Annotated in this window: 21 protein-coding genes; 8 read left to right on the forward strand and 13 right to left on the reverse strand. The window is 41.3% G+C overall.

The genetic code is table 11. The features are described 5' to 3' along the window. Positions 1 to 2: 2 nt before the first annotated feature. The 4 genes from KVT11_RS14625 to KVT11_RS14640 are packed head-to-tail and all read right to left on the reverse strand — an operon-like array spanning position 3 to position 4,036. Positions 3 to 1,484, reverse strand: coding sequence for a phytoene desaturase family protein (locus KVT11_RS14625; protein ID WP_217609017.1), 1,482 nt, complete (start codon positions 1,482 to 1,484; stop codon positions 3 to 5). After that, a complete protein-coding gene (locus KVT11_RS14630) occupies positions 1,481 to 2,608 on the reverse strand; it encodes a glycosyltransferase family 2 protein (RefSeq protein WP_050827610.1) in 1,128 nt (375 codons plus the stop codon). Before KVT11_RS14630 ends, KVT11_RS14625 begins: the two co-directional genes overlap by 4 nt. Further along, positions 2,593 to 3,339 (reverse strand): lysophospholipid acyltransferase family protein, encoded by a 747-nt coding sequence (locus KVT11_RS14635; RefSeq protein ID WP_035702126.1) that lies wholly within the window; start codon positions 3,337 to 3,339, stop codon positions 2,593 to 2,595. The genes KVT11_RS14630 and KVT11_RS14635 overlap by 16 nt, the downstream gene beginning before the upstream one ends. Continuing rightward, positions 3,308 to 4,036 carry a carotenoid biosynthesis protein gene (locus tag KVT11_RS14640; RefSeq protein ID WP_017358367.1) on the reverse strand — a complete coding sequence of 243 codons (729 nt, stop codon included), beginning with the start codon at positions 4,034 to 4,036 and terminating at the stop codon, positions 3,308 to 3,310. Before KVT11_RS14640 ends, KVT11_RS14635 begins: the two co-directional genes overlap by 32 nt. 173 nt (positions 4,037 to 4,209) lie before the next feature. Between KVT11_RS14640 and KVT11_RS14645 the strand changes: the two genes are divergently transcribed. Genes KVT11_RS14645 through KVT11_RS14655 form a run of 3 tightly spaced genes read left to right on the forward strand, consistent with a single transcriptional unit; the run spans position 4,210 to position 6,778 of the window. Next, the gene (locus KVT11_RS14645; RefSeq protein WP_024719321.1) at positions 4,210 to 5,211 is read left to right on the forward strand and encodes an ABC transporter substrate-binding protein; all 1,002 of its coding nucleotides are present in this window, start codon (positions 4,210 to 4,212) and stop codon (positions 5,209 to 5,211) included. Positions 5,212 to 5,226: 15 nt separating this feature from the next. Further along, positions 5,227 to 5,997: an ABC transporter ATP-binding protein gene (locus KVT11_RS14650; RefSeq protein WP_050827612.1), complete on the forward strand. Its 771-nt coding sequence runs from the start codon at positions 5,227 to 5,229 to the stop codon at positions 5,995 to 5,997. A gap of 34 nt (positions 5,998 to 6,031) precedes the next feature. Continuing rightward, positions 6,032 to 6,778, forward strand: a complete 747-nt coding sequence (locus KVT11_RS14655; RefSeq protein WP_370529235.1) for an ABC transporter permease — start codon at positions 6,032 to 6,034, stop codon at positions 6,776 to 6,778. 30 nt (positions 6,779 to 6,808) lie between these two features. On the opposite strand, the gene ytkD is transcribed toward KVT11_RS14655, so the two are convergent. Then, positions 6,809 to 7,285, reverse strand: coding sequence for an RNA deprotection pyrophosphohydrolase (gene ytkD / locus KVT11_RS14660; RefSeq protein WP_039964158.1), 477 nt, complete (start codon positions 7,283 to 7,285; stop codon positions 6,809 to 6,811). Positions 7,286 to 7,531: 246 nt separating this feature from the next. Here ytkD and KVT11_RS14665 point away from each other — a divergent pair, with 246 nt between their 5' ends. Together KVT11_RS14665 and KVT11_RS14670 are read left to right on the forward strand one after the other, a co-directional pair. Continuing rightward, positions 7,532 to 8,185 carry a TerD family protein gene (locus KVT11_RS14665; RefSeq protein WP_050827614.1) on the forward strand — a complete coding sequence of 218 codons (654 nt, stop codon included), beginning with the start codon at positions 7,532 to 7,534 and terminating at the stop codon, positions 8,183 to 8,185. Between the two features lie 22 nt (positions 8,186 to 8,207). After that, positions 8,208 to 8,990 carry an AIM24 family protein gene (locus KVT11_RS14670; protein ID WP_019743674.1) on the forward strand — a complete coding sequence of 261 codons (783 nt, stop codon included), beginning with the start codon at positions 8,208 to 8,210 and terminating at the stop codon, positions 8,988 to 8,990. A 193-nt stretch (positions 8,991 to 9,183) separates the two neighbouring features. On the opposite strand, the gene KVT11_RS14675 is transcribed toward KVT11_RS14670, so the two are convergent. The 4 genes from KVT11_RS14675 to KVT11_RS14690 all read right to left on the reverse strand — a co-directional run bounded on the left by KVT11_RS14675 (position 9,184) and on the right by KVT11_RS14690 (position 10,851). Beyond that, positions 9,184 to 9,492, reverse strand: coding sequence for a hypothetical protein (locus tag KVT11_RS14675; RefSeq protein ID WP_008342945.1), 309 nt, complete (start codon positions 9,490 to 9,492; stop codon positions 9,184 to 9,186). A 43-nt stretch (positions 9,493 to 9,535) separates the two neighbouring features. Further along, positions 9,536 to 9,940, reverse strand: a complete 405-nt coding sequence (locus KVT11_RS14680) for a phage holin family protein (protein ID WP_008342944.1) — start codon at positions 9,938 to 9,940, stop codon at positions 9,536 to 9,538. Between the two features lie 157 nt (positions 9,941 to 10,097). Beyond that, a complete protein-coding gene (locus tag KVT11_RS14685; protein WP_008342942.1) occupies positions 10,098 to 10,289 on the reverse strand; it encodes a hypothetical protein in 192 nt (63 codons plus the stop codon). Between the two features lie 124 nt (positions 10,290 to 10,413). Then, positions 10,414 to 10,851, reverse strand: a complete 438-nt coding sequence (locus tag KVT11_RS14690) for a Dps family protein (protein ID WP_007501934.1) — start codon at positions 10,849 to 10,851, stop codon at positions 10,414 to 10,416. 131 nt (positions 10,852 to 10,982) lie between these two features. Between KVT11_RS14690 and ytzI the strand changes: the two genes are divergently transcribed. Beyond that, complete coding sequence (ytzI, locus tag KVT11_RS14695; protein ID WP_017358370.1) at positions 10,983 to 11,129, forward strand: YtzI protein; 147 nt, start codon at positions 10,983 to 10,985, stop codon at positions 11,127 to 11,129. An 8-nt stretch (positions 11,130 to 11,137) separates the two neighbouring features. On the opposite strand, the gene KVT11_RS14700 is transcribed toward ytzI, so the two are convergent. Continuing rightward, entirely contained in the window at positions 11,138 to 11,575 is a 438-nt protein-coding gene (locus KVT11_RS14700) for a FixH family protein (protein ID WP_008342936.1), read from the reverse strand. A 125-nt stretch (positions 11,576 to 11,700) separates the two neighbouring features. Further along, a complete protein-coding gene (locus KVT11_RS14705) occupies positions 11,701 to 12,174 on the reverse strand; it encodes an S-ribosylhomocysteine lyase (RefSeq protein ID WP_008342935.1) in 474 nt (157 codons plus the stop codon). Positions 12,175 to 12,302: 128 nt separating this feature from the next. Here KVT11_RS14705 and yidD point away from each other — a divergent pair, with 128 nt between their 5' ends. Beyond that, positions 12,303 to 12,527: a membrane protein insertion efficiency factor YidD gene (gene yidD, locus KVT11_RS14710; RefSeq protein WP_008342933.1), complete on the forward strand. Its 225-nt coding sequence runs from the start codon at positions 12,303 to 12,305 to the stop codon at positions 12,525 to 12,527. A gap of 1 nt (position 12,528) precedes the next feature. Here the strand turns inward: yidD and KVT11_RS14715 are convergent, their stop codons facing one another. Continuing rightward, positions 12,529 to 13,095: a beta-class carbonic anhydrase gene (locus KVT11_RS14715; protein WP_019743673.1), complete on the reverse strand. Its 567-nt coding sequence runs from the start codon at positions 13,093 to 13,095 to the stop codon at positions 12,529 to 12,531. A gap of 213 nt (positions 13,096 to 13,308) precedes the next feature. On the opposite strand from KVT11_RS14715, the gene KVT11_RS14720 reads away from it, so the two are divergent. Next, complete coding sequence (locus KVT11_RS14720) at positions 13,309 to 14,301, forward strand: metal ABC transporter solute-binding protein, Zn/Mn family (RefSeq protein WP_008342929.1); 993 nt, start codon at positions 13,309 to 13,311, stop codon at positions 14,299 to 14,301. 77 nt (positions 14,302 to 14,378) lie between these two features. On the opposite strand, the gene KVT11_RS14725 is transcribed toward KVT11_RS14720, so the two are convergent. Further along, the gene (locus tag KVT11_RS14725; protein WP_017358374.1) at positions 14,379 to 14,621 is read right to left on the reverse strand and encodes a type B 50S ribosomal protein L31; all 243 of its coding nucleotides are present in this window, start codon (positions 14,619 to 14,621) and stop codon (positions 14,379 to 14,381) included. Between the last annotated feature and the right edge of the window lie 17 nt (positions 14,622 to 14,638).

Genomic DNA, 14,638 nt, shown 5'->3' on the forward strand with positions numbered 1-14,638 from the left:
TGTTACGTCAAATGCTTGATGATGGTTTCTGCGACGAGCTGTCCTGATTTTGTCACCATCGGAGTGCCACCGCCTGGATGACTTGTGCCGCCAACAAACCAAAGTCCTTCAATATCCTTTGATTGATTATTGATACGAAAAAACGCCTGCTTGAACGAGTTTGACGACATGCCATAAATGGCCCCATGATATGCTCCCGTTTTTTGCTGCAAATCAAGCGGGGTTTGTACCGCTTCATATTCTACAAGCTGGTCAAGATCAAAGAGACCCTTTTCCTTTAGTTTTGTTTTCATATGCTGGCCATATGTCTCCTTTAGCATGTCCCAATTTTGCTCTTTTGTCACATATGGCGCATTGGCCAATACAAACAAGTTACTTCTTCCTGGCCCTCCGTTTAAAGCTGGCTCTGAATGACCTGAATAACAGATGTAAAGCGTCGGATCATGAGGAAGCTGTTTTTTCTGAAAAATATCCTTGAATTCTTGTTCATAATTCTCTGGAAAAAACACGTTGTGATGAGACAATTGTTCATAGACTTTAGGGACGCCCAACAAAAGAACAAAACCTGATAACGATGGCTCAATGTTTGCCAGTTTTTGATTTCCAAAGCTCGGGCGGTCTTCTTCATCAATTAATTGGCGATAAACAGTCAGTGCATCTGCCCCCGCAATGACTTGATCTGCTTCATATAACTGCTGATCCGTTTCAACTCCTTGGATTCGCTTATTCTTCACATGAATCTTTTTGACTCGTTCATTGAGATGAATTTGGACACCCAATTCCTTTGCCAGTGTCTCAAATGCCTCAACTAAACGATACGTACCGCCCTTAATACCATAAATGCCTTTTTCTCCTTCTAAATAAGCCATCATATTAAAAATAGCAGGTGCCTCGTATGGAGAAGAGCCAATGTAAGTCGCATACCGGCCAAACATCGCCAATGTATGAGGATGACGAAAATATTGACGTAGCAAGCGCTGAACGGATGTAAAAGGTTTGACAGCAAGAAGGGCTTTCATTAACTTGATATCCGCTTTATCCTTCCAGGTCAATAATAAACGATTTAAAAACTGATCCTCTGCCATTTGAAAAAGCTTCTTCGATTCCTGTAAAAATGCCCGGTATCGCTTTGCATCCTCTGGACTAAAAACTGCAATTTGTGATTCCATTTGCTCAATATCTGGCGTAAACTCGACCGTATGTCCATCTGAAAAAACGTTTTTAGTAAGCGGGAAAATCGGATAAAACGTCACATAATCCTCCATTCGTCTATGACAGGAGGTAAATACTTCCTCAAAATACGCCTTCATTGTAATGGTACTCGGTCCTAAATCAAAAGAGTAGCCAGACGCTTGATGGCGTTGTAATTTCCCGCCTAAAGAAGCTTCTTTTTCTAAAATGGTGACCTGGAAACCGCCTGACTGTAAGCGAATCGCAGCCGATAACCCGCCAAGTCCGCCGCCAATAATGATCACTTTTTTCATTCGTACCTTCTTCCTTTCCATTCATAGCCTTCTTTTTTCAGCCCAATTTTCATAGAAGCAAAACCAATGGCCATCAGGCTCATGATACTGACAGGCAATAAAAAGGCCATCGTAGACGTTCTTCCATTTTCGATATCAATGACCGCTTTAATGGATACACCAAGCCCGTAGCAAAGAAGGGCTAAACAGAGATTGACCACATCAAAATGAATCAGTGCGATCATAAAGCAAATAACAGGAACTACATAAAGGACGGAGTATAAACAAAAGACACTGCTTAACAAAGCAATGCTTCGATTCACTCCCGGGAACAAATTTTTCCGATATCCTTCCCATACTTCCTGTCCACTCTCATACATTCTCATGTAGACAAAAGAATGAATACTTGCCAGTGTGAACGGAAAGCCCTTCGCTTTCACTCGTTTAGCCAAAGCCATATCATCCACGAGCGAATCCTTGATCGCTTCATGACCACCTATTTCGTGATAACAGTTCTTTTCAATGGCAATAAAGCCGCCATGTGCTGCGGCAAAAGCAGGATGTTGAGATGTTTTGACCCACTTCACTGGCAGATGGCAGCCAATCGTAAACATCATCATAGGAACGACAAGATGCTCAAAAGGCGTTCCCGTTTTTTGCTCTGGGAAACCTGAAAGCATGCCCGTTTTTTGTATGCATAACTGCTTGTACACCGCTTCAATAGCTCCTTGTTTTAAGCGGACATCTGCATCTAAAAATAACAGCCAATCAGACGATGCTGCCTCAGCAAGCTGGGAACAAGCATATGATTTTCCAAGCCATCCTCGTTTCAGTACTTGACCTGACTGCACGCGAATCCATGGATATGTCTCTGCGAAGCCCTCTGCAATCATTCTCGTCTGATCTGTCGAGTGATCATCCAGCACGATCAACTCTTTCGGATGGAGACGCTGATCAACAATCGACTGAAGGCAGGCTTCCAGCCGTTTTTCTTCATTTCTCGCTGGAATGAGGATCGATAATGAAATGGGTTCATCAGGTGAAAGAGATGCCGGCTTGAGTACAGGAAATTGCTTCATATTCCAAATCGTAAACATCAATTGGCAGATCAGCAAAACGCTGATGACAATTAAGAAGACCGCCATGTTTTCACCCACTTTTTAAAGGAATCAAACGCATCACTAGTTGACCGGCTTGTCCTTGTCACCTGCCTAAATTGTTCGTTTGTTGAAAAATCTGGATCAGCAATAACCTGTGCTTGATGTGTGTTTAACTGTGTTTCAAGCAGGTCTCCGAGTAAACTTGTTACTTCCTTACTGCGAAGTGATTCGCCAGCTACTAGGACATCTTCTCCAAACTCAACCGATACCGTCGGTTTTTGAAATTGATTAAATGTATAATGCAGCGTCACAGGTTTGATGACGACCTGCTCAAATTGCCTGACTAAAAAAGAAGCTCCGCCTTCCAGTTCAAGCGGCCGTGTGTCTTGGTGCATAATTTTCCCCTGCGGGAAGAGCCACACAGCCCCGCCAGCCTCCATCTTCTCCTTTGCAGTCATTAATGCCTGCTTGACACTTTTCAGCTTCTCTTTATGAACTGGAAATGCACCAATTTTTTGAAAAAAAGCATATTGCTTCAACTGCTTCTCTTCCATCATCATGGCATGATCCAGCTCAGACATTTGTTCTATTAAAAGAAAAATGATCAGTCCATCCCACCATGAACTGTGATTGGCAAGATAAAGAACAGGATGTTTCTCCTTTGGATCAACCGTACCTTTCATCATGACACAGCGAAAATGTTTGTTCAGTAAATATCGTTCAAGATAAAAATAAAAGAGTCGTCTAAACGATCGGTTTTTGTCGCTTTCTTTCAAATCGAACCCTTCCTTCACACAAGATGACAATGATCAGTGCTAAATAAAAAATGACATCCAGCCCGCCCTTTAATGCTAAAAGACCAAAGAAGAACACCATGGCCTGATAAATACGCCCATTCCAGCGCAATGCCTGCTGATCAATGGAGACGAGCGGGAACAGAAATGAAAGTCCTGCTCCAATGATACCCCAGCTGACAAAATTCTCAAAAGGGATACCAAAGAAACCTCCGCCGTCATACCACACCCAAAACTTTCGTTCAGCTGCTACCGGATCTAATATGAGATCAAGCAGCACAATCCATATACCCGTTTCGACGGCTCGTTTCCACTTCGATTGTTGTCTTGATAAAAAAAGACTATTTAAAAACACACCAACCCATGCAAAAGCGATCGTCAAAGGTACTCCCGCCACAAGAAATCCAAGCGTCGGATAATAATCATAGGCCCCAAATGGAAAATCAGTTGTGATCCCCACCCATTCAACCGTAAACGTCAACACACCCACAATGGCTGCTCTTACGATCACAAAGCTCCATGCCCCGTAAATATTTCGGCCAATCTCAATGACGCAGCAGGCGTAAAGCACAAGAAAGATACCATTCGCAAACTGAAGCCATGCCGGCACTTCAAAAAAGACCATTAAAATAAGACCCACTACATACCAACCAACAAATACCCAACTCAATCTATACACGAAACCGCTCCTTTATTTCTACCAAATTCAAGAAAGCATTCATGCTTCTAGTATAGAAAAAAAGACACGTTCTATAAATAAACAATGCGCTTCTTATTTCATCTAGGCACTCACCAAAAATCCCTTTTGACATACTTTAATTAGTGATCTAGAACAAAGGAGGCGAATTACTCTTGAATCGTTCCATTAAAGTCAGACTGGCATTCATATTCGTTGTCCTGCTCTTTATTCCATTTGTCGCCTGTAAAAAAGACCAAGAGCAGACCGTACAAGTAGCCGAGGTGACCCATTCGGTCTTTTATGCACCGCTTTATGTCGCCCTATCCGAAGGATTTTTCAAAGATGAAGGCTTAGAGGTTGAATTAAAAACCACTTGGGGCGGCGATAAAACAATGACAGCTCTCTTATCCGGCGGCGCTGATATCGCTCTGACCGGATCTGAATCTTCTATTTATGTGGAAGCACAAGACACGAAAGACTCTGTCATGAACTTTGCACAGCTGACACAAACAGACGGTACATTTCTTGTTTCAAGGGAAAAAATCAATCAATTCTCTTGGGATCAATTGAAAGGAAAGGACTTTCTCGGACAACGGAAAGGCGGCATGCCGCAAATGGTCGGTGAATATGTCCTGAAAAAAGAAGGCATTGATTTGAAACAGGATCTTCGCATGATTCAAAATATTGATTTTGCCAACATTTCAGGTGCTTTTTCCTCTGGAACTGGCGATTTTGTGCAGTTATTCGAACCGACAGCTTCCTTAATTGAAAAAGAAGGCAAAGGGTACATTACCGCCTCCTTTGGTGAGGCTTCCGGCAAGGTGCCTTATACCACCTTTATGGCAAAGAAGAGTTACTTAGAGGAAAACAAAGAGACAGCTGAAGCCTTTACTCGTGCCATTTACAAAGCGCAAAAATGGGTCAAAGCAAAGAGCCCAGAGGAGATTGCCAAGACAATCCAATCTCAATTTCCTGATACAGACCTTGATGTCTTATCAACAGCTATCAAACGCTACAAACAGCAGAACTCCTATGCAACAGATCCCCTTCTAAATGAAGAGGAATGGAACAAATTACAGGAAATCATGAAAGCAAGTGGTGAACTGCCGGAATTTATCCCGTACAAACAACTTGTCGATTCATCCATTGCCAAGAAGGTCACAGATCACAAATAGAACAGGAGGTAGCACATGTCTTTCCTTCAAATTAACCATGTGACCCACACGTACTTCTCTTTAAAAGAAAAAACCACGGCCATCAAGCACATCAATATGGAGATCACTCAAGGTGAATTCATCTCATTTATTGGTCCCAGCGGCTGCGGGAAAACAACCTTGCTGTCCATCATCGCAGGCATTACGCCACCCTCTGAAGGTCGAATTTTAATCGAAGGAAAAGAACCGAATCAACAGGAGCATCAAATCGGTTATATGCTCCAGCAAGATTATTTGTTCCCATGGAAAACGATCAAGGAAAATGTCATTCTCGGATTAAAAATTGCAAAACAAGATTCACATGAAGCCACCTCAGCTGCCCTTAGCTTACTGCCAAAGCTTGGACTCAATGATGTCGAAGATAAATACCCGAAGGAGCTGTCAGGCGGGATGAGGCAGCGTGCGGCTCTCGCCCGAACGCTTGCAGTTGATCCCGGACTGCTTCTGCTAGATGAGCCATTTTCAGCACTAGATTACCAGACGAAACTGACATTAGAAGACCTCGTCTTTCACACATTAAAAAACTACCAAAAAACGGCTGTTCTTGTCACACATGACATCGGCGAAGCCATTGCGATGAGTGATCGCATTTTCTTATTCTCAAAGCATCCAGGCTCTATCCAGCGAATGTTTACCGTTCCAGATGATCTGAGGACGCTCTCTCCTTTTGAAGCGAGACAGACAGCAAGTTTCCAAGAGCTCTTTCAAACGATTTGGAAGGAGCTGAAGACAGTTGAAACACAGTGACCTTTTACATGAAGCCTATCGAAAAAAAGTTCGAATGGAAAAACGCATGACGCGAGTCTACCAGTTGATCATTTTCGCCAGTTTCTTTTCGCTTTGGGAGCTTGCGAGCCATTTCAGACTGATTGACCCGCTCATTTTCAGTTCACCATCTGCCGTCTGCCAATTGTTTGTACAAAAATTATCAGATGGTTCATTAATCAATCATATGAGCATTACACTATTTGAAACAGTGCTCGGCTTTCTACTTGGTACTTTTTGCGGCATTTTATTAGCCGCCGCCTTATGGTGGTCCACCCGTCTTGCAAATGTACTTGATCCTTATTTGGTTATTTTAAATGCGATGCCGAAAGTCGCTCTCGCCCCCATTTTAATTGTTGCCCTTGGACCAGGCATGATCAGCATTGTCGCGATGGGTGCCATTATCAGTGTGATCATTACCACCATCGTCATTTATACAGCCTTTCAAGAAGTCGATGAGAATTATTTAAAAGTCATGAAAACCTTTGGCGCAAAAAAAAGAACGGTCTTCCGTGAGGTCATTTTGCCAGCAAGTATTCCAACGATGATCTCTGCCATTAAGGTCAATGTTGGTCTTTCTTGGGTTGGGGTCATTGTGGGAGAATTCCTTGTTTCCTCAAAAGGACTCGGCTATATGATCATCTATGGCTTTCAAGTCTTCAACTTTACACTCGTGTTCTTAAGTCTTTTCATTATCGCCGTCTTCGCCACCATCATGTATCAGCTTGTTGAATGGCTGGAACGCCGTTTTCTGCAAAAATAAAAAGCGCAGGGTCATGTCCCTACGCTTTTTTTAACGAATCAAACCGTTCTTTTCTAGATAAGCAAGACTTTGTCTCAAGACATCATCTTTCATAATAAAACTGAAATTTTTATTTTTTGCGATGGATCTTGGTAAGTCTGCGAAAAGAACGGGTCCTTTCGTTTCAAAATACGTGTCCTGCTTGACGAGCCTTTCAATATCAGCGAAATAAATATTTTTGACAATGATTTTCTCTCTGCCAAGCACCTGATATTGACCAATATACGTTAATTCACGAACAACAGCACCCGTCTCTTCGTGAATCTCTCGTATAGCGGCTTGATCTGCTTCTTCATTTGGCTCTACTTTCCCTCCTGGAAACTCGTAGCCTCGATCCTCATGTTCAGTAAGTAGCCATTTTCCTTGATAGCGGCAAATAGCCCAAACATGCTTAGGATGACTTGAAAAAGGCTGCTCTTCAAAAGAGAGCTTGACCGTATTATGATAATAGTCTTTAAATACATGCATGTGAAATCCCTCATATCCTGTCCTTGCTTCTTGTAAAACATCATACCACAGATCACATTTCTCTGAAGAATTTTTATGAAAAGTGAAACAAACGAGTACTTCTATCTCGTCTGTATGTAAAATAAGTATTCTTGCTAAAACCTTTTTATCATCTCCATCCTCATCCCATTTTAATCATGAAACCTTTTGCCCATGATGACGTAAATTAATAAGTGTTTGTCCTACACAGACGAGGAGGAAACCAGCATGAGCATCACAAATGGATCAAAACAAGAAAATAACAAAGCATGGCCAATGAGGCAACATGAGAAAGAAGACGCTTCTCTTGAGACAGTGAAGAAACACCTCATGAAAGGACAAAAGTTAGATTTAACAAAAGACAATCCAAATGTAGATCAAATTCATATCGGACTTGGCTGGGACTTATGTGGTCAGCCAATTGATTTAGATACGCAAGTGTTTCTCTTAAATGAAGAGGACAAGCTTCTGTCTCCAAAACACCTGATCTATTATCATCAGCAGCAAAGCTTAGATGGAGCTGTTCGCCATCTAGGTGATCATCAGGTCGGCGGAGGCCATCGGGACAATGAGATCATTATTATGCAACTGAGCAGAGTCTCACCCGATATTCAGAAAATCGTCGTAACAGCCACGATACATGATGCACACGAGCGGGCACATCATTTTGGACAGGTGACCAATGCCTACTTGCGCCTTTCAGATCAAATCACACAACAGGAGATTTGTACCTTTCAATTAACAGAGGATTATTCATTTTGTACATCCATCATTTGTGCTGAACTAACGAGAGTTGAGAACGAATGGAAAATCACCGCAACCGGACAAGGTACGACCCTTGATTTAAACGACCTATGCCGCATCTACGGATTCACATCTTGACAAAGAAAAGGAGCTGGCACAAATGGGATTTCATTTCAACACGATCGAAGAACTGACCTTACAAGCAGAAGGCAACGGGATCTTTTTTGCTAAAAAAGGCGCTATGATTGCCGATCAAGGTACATTTCAATACCGTAAACGATTACTTGGGACGAATAAAGGAAATGTGGTCAGCCAAGTATTTAATCATATTAGCAGAAAATTAACAGGTGAAAACCTTGAGATGATGGAAGTGAGTGGACAAGGCACTTGCTACTTGGCTGATTCTAGCGAGCATGTGACCGTCATCAATCTTGAGCCGAACGGTCCTTGGCAACATGTTAGCGTGGAAAGTGAAGATTTACTTGCCTTTACTGAAGAATGTCACTATGGCGTGACACCAGTAGGCGTTGGGATCTTATCACAGAAAGGGCTATTTACTTCAAAGCTCTCGTATCAAGGTCACGGGGCGCAGGTTGCCATCAAAACAAATGGAAACCCGCTGATTTTAAAAGCACCTTGCCGTGTAGATCCTGACGCTATTGTCGCTTGGACGGGCAAAGCACCGAAAGTCAAATTAGATGTGAACTGGAAAACGTTCATTGGACAAACATCGGGCGAATCCTACTTGTTTGAATTTCATGAACAGGACCAAATTGTGATTATCCAGCCATCCGAACGAACATCTGGAATGCGGGTCGGGATAGATGATAACCGGTACAAACCCCAGAGTCAGAGTACCTCACACGAAATCACCAACTCACAGCAGGAAAATAGAGGCGGAATCAGTGATCTAATCGGGGGTATCTTACAGCCTCGAAAATAAAAGCATGTAGAATGTCTCTACATACTTTCAGATCGTTGACAAAAGGCTAAAATGAACTTTCTTTTAGCCTTTTGTCTTCTTTTCAGCGTGATAGAAAACCTTTGCAGTCTAGGAAGGACGAGTACTGGCGCAGAGCGAATTTGACATTCATGAGCACCTGACAAAGGATGCGAGGGTTTGTCTACATGCTTTTTCAATTCATCAGTCCATTGGTCTCAATAAAGTTCTTTGTCTCTTCGTTACCGAGATCATGAATCATCGAGTAAATCTCTTTTCTTTTCCTGTCCATTTCGTCGTTTGGACTATCATAATGATATTCAAGAAATGGAACATGCGCCCGAAAGAAACCTTTCCAATCTGTCATATACTGTTCATCAAAATACTCTCTTAACTGCAAGATTTGGTCATCATCTGCTTCTATCTGAAATTGCCAAGCAGCCGCGTCTCTGTGCTGTGAGATTGATCCGTCTTGAACGGATACATAGTATGTGTGTCTCGCCATCTGATTCATCCTTTTTCCTTTAGTATGACCAGATATGAAGAAATTACGGCTTTTTGCGCAATTTATTTTTAATCATGTCTAACACATCAATAAACAACTGTGGAATAGGAATTCCGAGAGCTCTGGCTGTTGAGACAATCTGGTACGATTCATAAATAATATAAAAGATGAGCGCTAAATCCTTAATTGTCCCCCCAGTCTTCAGCATGACATCGAAGAAGTGTGCCATGGATATTAAAGAAATCGTCACAACCTTTCGAACAAGCCTGGTCAAAAAACGCTTCATCGTAAGTTGTCCAGTCACAGATTCTCTTAGGCTTGAACAAATTAATTCTATAGCCATGAGTGTCACTAATATCATGAGTAAATATCCTGCTCCACCAAACAGAAAGCCCATTGCCGACAAACTGACTGTAAACAACGAAAAGATGCCTAAATCCTTGCTCACTTGGCATCAACATCCTTTCATAGTGGAACTTCTTATCTCAATAGTATATGCCGCATTTGATGAATAGCTTGGACGACAAAAAATAAAGGCATGGTTAGCTGTTCAAAAAATTCGTGAAGCGCATAAAAAGAGCCGCCTGTGACGGCGGCTTTCTTGGTTAAACTCTGACATCAATAAACGTAGCATCTGAATCTTTGGGCTGAACAGCTTGAGGCTGCTGCTGCACTTGATCGAGCATCACCATAGCTTGGGCTGTGTTCGTGGCAAGCTGTGAATTCAATAAACTGATATTAAGTGTTTTTTGAATACTCGCCACTTGCTGGCTCATCATTCCTGCAATTGAGGACATCTTCTCCCCTCCCTTCCCTTTTCTCTTCGGCTGAAAGCCCCATCAATTCAATGGGCTGTCTGTCACAAATCCACAAAAAAAGAATGCCGATCTGTTTAATGATCGACATTCCTTTCACATTCGCTTATCCTAAGTATGCTTTGAGCATCCAGTTGTGTTTTTCAATGGATTGATGAATCGCAAGCAGCATATCACCTGTTGTTTCATCGCCAACTTCTGCAGCCAGCTCCATGCCTCGCTTAAGTTCTTCTGCAATATTAGAGAAATCATCATACAGATTTTTCACCATTTGCTCGGCTGATTCATTGCCTTCCGCTTCTTGAATGCTAGAAATTTCTAAGCACTCTTTCATTGTCGCAACAGGTTGTCCATTTAATGCGAGCATACGCTCAGCCAAATCATCGATATAAGTGGCTGTTTCTGTATATAATTCCTCGAATTTTTCATGGAGTGTAAAGAAATCTTTTCCCTTTACATACCAGTGATAGTTATGTAATTTTACGTAAAGCACAGTCCAATCTGCTACTTGTTTATTGACGACGTTTAATAATTTTTCAGACATGTTGATTCCTCCTTATGTAGTTGCGTTTAGTATGGGATTACCCTTTTTTTATTATACTGAAACCTGCCATCATTTTCTTCTATTTTGACCGCATGAAATATATGTTAATATGGAAATAAGGAGGGAGTTAGATGCTGTTACTTGGGATTATCAGCTTTATCATTATCTCAATCGTTGTCTTTTTATCACTGTGGACGACATCAAAGGCTTATGATTACAAGCATAAAGTCGATTCACCACAGGATGCTGAACCAAACCAACGTCCTAACCCAAAATAAAACCGCTTTCAATGATGTGAGGTATCTTCTTCTTCAGTAGATGAACTCTCTTTTTTCACATCACCTACATGGATGTTTGTCTTCGGCATATTATGCTGCTGTTTAGCTGTCACATGGACTTGTATGATATAAAGGCCATCTTGTTTGAAAGCTGTATGCAATTCATATACACCTTTCTCCTTTTTCTTTGGCTGAATCATCTTGCTGTTATCCTTGTCGCCATCTTTCCACACTTCAAATTCAACATCATCTGCATCATCAACAGGCGTATCACCATATGTGACAGCTGCTTTTACGATAACGTTTTCATTTTTCTCCACTTGCTCCGGCCCTGTTAGTTTGACTTCTAATAGCTCAGGCACTTCTCCCTTGTCATTGCTCGCTGCCGAGTTTCCACATGCACTAAGTAATGCGAGCATCAAAATGATTCCTACCATTTTCCGCATTCGTGTATCCCCCTTTTTTACTGACATGTCCATTTTAACAAATATCCCCTATTTTATCAGCTCTCGTTTCATTTCATATAAAAAACCGGACATTCAATATGTCCGGTTCATCATCATCTTGCTAATTATCCAAATACTTTTAATAGCTCTTCTTGGTCCTGAGACAGCCAGAAACGCATTAAACGTTTTGCTCCTTCAAGATCATGAAGCTTCGCTTGACCGCACTGCTCTTCATTTGCAGCAGGAATTTCTGTTACCTCCACTGCATCTTTGAATGTTGCATCAAGCAGTTCAACGATCTCTCTTGGTGTCGGTGCACCGCTGACAACTAAATAGTAGCCAGTCTGGCAACCCATTGGAGAAATATCAATGATATCAAAATGATCATATTTCTCTGAGTGTGTTCTAATATTAAACGCAAGTAAATGCTCTAATGTATGAATCGTATCAGGTTTCATTGCCTGCTTGTTCGGCTGACAAAAACGGATATCAAATTTGTTCACTTCCCCATCTGATCCCACTTTATGAACGCCGCAATGACGAACGTAAGGTGCTTTTACAGCATTATGGTCAAGTTCAAAGCTTTCAACTGAAGGCATTAATCACCACTCCTATAATTGCAATTTCCTATATTATAACATATTGTTCCGACCAGTTTAGTTTATAAAACTTCCCTTCCTTGTCCTTTTTTCTTATACTGTGAAAAGACAGACAAGGAGGAACCTCTATGAAACAAATTTTTATCGGCATCATTCGCTTTTATCAAAAATGCATTTCCCCTCTAACACCGCCGAGCTGCAGGTTTTACCCCACTTGCTCAAACTACGGGCTAGAGGCGATCAAAACGCACGGCGCTTTAAAAGGCGGATGGCTCACGATTAAGCGAATTTTAAAATGTCACCCGCTGCATCCTGGAGGCATGGATCCAGTCCCACCTAAAAAGGAAAAATAACTTACTTTTCTTCATAACCGTTGACAACTAAGTCAAGCTTACCTGTCCCAGGATCAATCACTAGACCATGTACAGGCACATCAGATGGAAGAAGCGGATGATTTTTAACGACAGACACACTGTCCTTCACGCTATCTTCAACTGAGCTAAAGCTTTTGAGCCACTGTTGAAAATCGATCCCTGAGTATTCCAGTACTTCAATTCGTTTTTCGGGAATACCGCGCTCAACGGCTTTATTTAAGAGGGTTTGGCTGTCTATTTTACTCATACCACAATCGTGATGCCCAATGACGTAAACCTCGTCAGCATTCAATTCATAAACAGCCACTAAAATGCTTCGCATAATACTTCCAAATGGGTGAGAAACAAGAGCACCAGCACTTTTGACAATTTTAATATCGCCATTTTTCATGTTCATGGCGCGCGGAAGCAGTTCAACAAGTCTTGTATCCATACATGATAGAATGACAGCTTTTTTCTGTGGAAACTTCGTTGTTGTAAACTCTTCATATCGCTTCTCTTCGCAAAATTGTTGATTGTACTCGATGATTTCGTCTAAAAGTTTCATAAGTTTGTCCATTCCTTTTTCTTTTTTTAAAAATAAATATAGCACAATGTTTTAAATTTCGTCACGTTTTGACGTCTATTTTTTTAGAGGAAACATCTTCTGATGAAAATTTTTTAATTTCCTCTTTTCAAATCGTAATTATTACGATACAATAACTCAGGACATTAAATCGTAATCATTTCTATCTAATAGGTTGAGAGGAGACATTCTTAGATGAAAAAAATCTTTTTTATTTTAACAGCTGCTTTATTAGCGGTCGGTCTTGCCGCTTGCTCAAGCAGTGCGGGGACAAATGCTTCAAAAGGAAAAGCAGACGGGAAATTAACCATTTACACGACGATCTTCCCTATTCAAAATTTCACTGAAAAAATTGGCGGCTCTCACGTGAACGCTCAAAGTGTGTACCCTGCCAATGCAGATGCACACAGCTTTGAACCAAGTTCAAAAACGATGGTTGAAATGGCTGAAGGAGATGCCTTTATTTACAGCGGAACAGGTGCTGAAGCATTTGCTGATAAAACGGCTTCTACGTTAAAAGACCAAGGCGTGAAAACAGTGAAAGCAGCCGAAGGCATCAAGCTATTATCAACACAAGAAGAACATGCTCATGAAGAAGGTGAGGACCATGATCACGATCATGAAGGTGAAGATCATGACCATGATGGACACGACCACGGAGATAAAGATCCCCATGCATGGCTAGACCCTGTTTATGCACAGCAAATGGCAAAAAACATTAAAGACACACTCGTTTCACTAGATCCAGATCATAAAGACGAATACACAAAAAACTATGAATCACTAAAAAAAGAATTACAATCGTTAGATCAGGAATTCAAAACAACGTTATCTAAAGCAAAACATAAAGAAATTCTTGTTTCTCACGCAGCATACGGCTACTGGGAAAAACGCTATGGCATTGAGCAAATCAGTGTACTAGGACTCTCTGCTTCTGAAGAGCCTTCCCAAAAACAGCTTGAAAATATCGTACAACAGGCAGAAAAGCATCACATCAAGTATGTCATTTTTGAAAATAACGTCAGCAGTAAAGTATCAGATACGATTCGCAGTGAAATTGGGGCAAAGAGCCTTACACTGAAAAATCTAGAATCCATTACAGAAGATGATGCTAAAAATGGCGAAAGCTATGTCAGCTTAATGAAACAAAATTTAAACACATTAAAAACAGCTTTAAATGTTGAATGAATTCTTGAACCCCGTGCGATCAGCCGGGGTTTTTTAATGCACAAAAAAACACACCATGATCAGGTGTGTTTCTTTGTCTACATTTGGTATTTTTTCTTAAACTGCTCCGCTCTGCCGCCTTTTTCTCCGAATTTCTGGCGTCCTGTATAAAATGGATGCGTATCAGAGCTTGTCTCTACTTTAATGACAGGATAAGTCTTCCCATCTTCCCACTCTACGGTCTCATGTGATGTCTTTGTTGATCTACTTAAGAAGCGGTAACCGCTGTTTACGTCCATAAATACAACTTCATGTGAGGTTGGATGAATATCTCTTTTCAATGTCAAAACTCCCTTCA

The sequence above is a fragment of the Bacillus sp. GbtcB10 genome (genome assembly GCF_019091365.1).
Lineage (GTDB): Bacteria > Bacillota > Bacilli > Bacillales > Bacillaceae > Bacillus > Bacillus altitudinis.

Coding starts and splice junctions, on each gene's coding strand:
- KVT11_RS14715 (WP_019743673.1), bottom strand. CDS start 13,095: ATGAAACTTTTAGACGAAATCATCGAGTACAATCAACAATTTTGCGAA.
- ytkD (WP_039964158.1), bottom strand. CDS start 7,285: ATGCATGTATTTAAAGACTATTATCATAATACGGTCAAGCTCTCTTTT.
- KVT11_RS14685 (WP_008342942.1), bottom strand. CDS start 10,289: ATGTCCTCAATTGCAGGAATGATGAGCCAGCAAGTGGCGAGTATTCAA.
- yidD (WP_008342933.1), top strand. CDS start 12,303: ATGAAACAAATTTTTATCGGCATCATTCGCTTTTATCAAAAATGCATT.
- KVT11_RS14665 (WP_050827614.1), top strand. CDS start 7,532: ATGAGCATCACAAATGGATCAAAACAAGAAAATAACAAAGCATGGCCA.
- KVT11_RS14625 (WP_217609017.1), bottom strand. CDS start 1,484: ATGAAAAAAGTGATCATTATTGGCGGCGGACTTGGCGGGTTATCGGCT.
- KVT11_RS14690 (WP_007501934.1), bottom strand. CDS start 10,851: ATGTCTGAAAAATTATTAAACGTCGTCAATAAACAAGTAGCAGATTGG.
- KVT11_RS14650 (WP_050827612.1), top strand. CDS start 5,227: ATGTCTTTCCTTCAAATTAACCATGTGACCCACACGTACTTCTCTTTA.
- KVT11_RS14670 (WP_019743674.1), top strand. CDS start 8,208: ATGGGATTTCATTTCAACACGATCGAAGAACTGACCTTACAAGCAGAA.
- KVT11_RS14630 (WP_050827610.1), bottom strand. CDS start 2,608: ATGGCGGTCTTCTTAATTGTCATCAGCGTTTTGCTGATCTGCCAATTG.
- KVT11_RS14705 (WP_008342935.1), bottom strand. CDS start 12,174: ATGCCTTCAGTTGAAAGCTTTGAACTTGACCATAATGCTGTAAAAGCA.
- KVT11_RS14655 (WP_370529235.1), top strand. CDS start 6,032: ATGGAAAAACGCATGACGCGAGTCTACCAGTTGATCATTTTCGCCAGT.
- KVT11_RS14720 (WP_008342929.1), top strand. CDS start 13,309: ATGAAAAAAATCTTTTTTATTTTAACAGCTGCTTTATTAGCGGTCGGT.
- ytzI (WP_017358370.1), top strand. CDS start 10,983: ATGCTGTTACTTGGGATTATCAGCTTTATCATTATCTCAATCGTTGTC.
- KVT11_RS14675 (WP_008342945.1), bottom strand. CDS start 9,492: ATGGCGAGACACACATACTATGTATCCGTTCAAGACGGATCAATCTCA.
- KVT11_RS14700 (WP_008342936.1), bottom strand. CDS start 11,575: ATGCGGAAAATGGTAGGAATCATTTTGATGCTCGCATTACTTAGTGCA.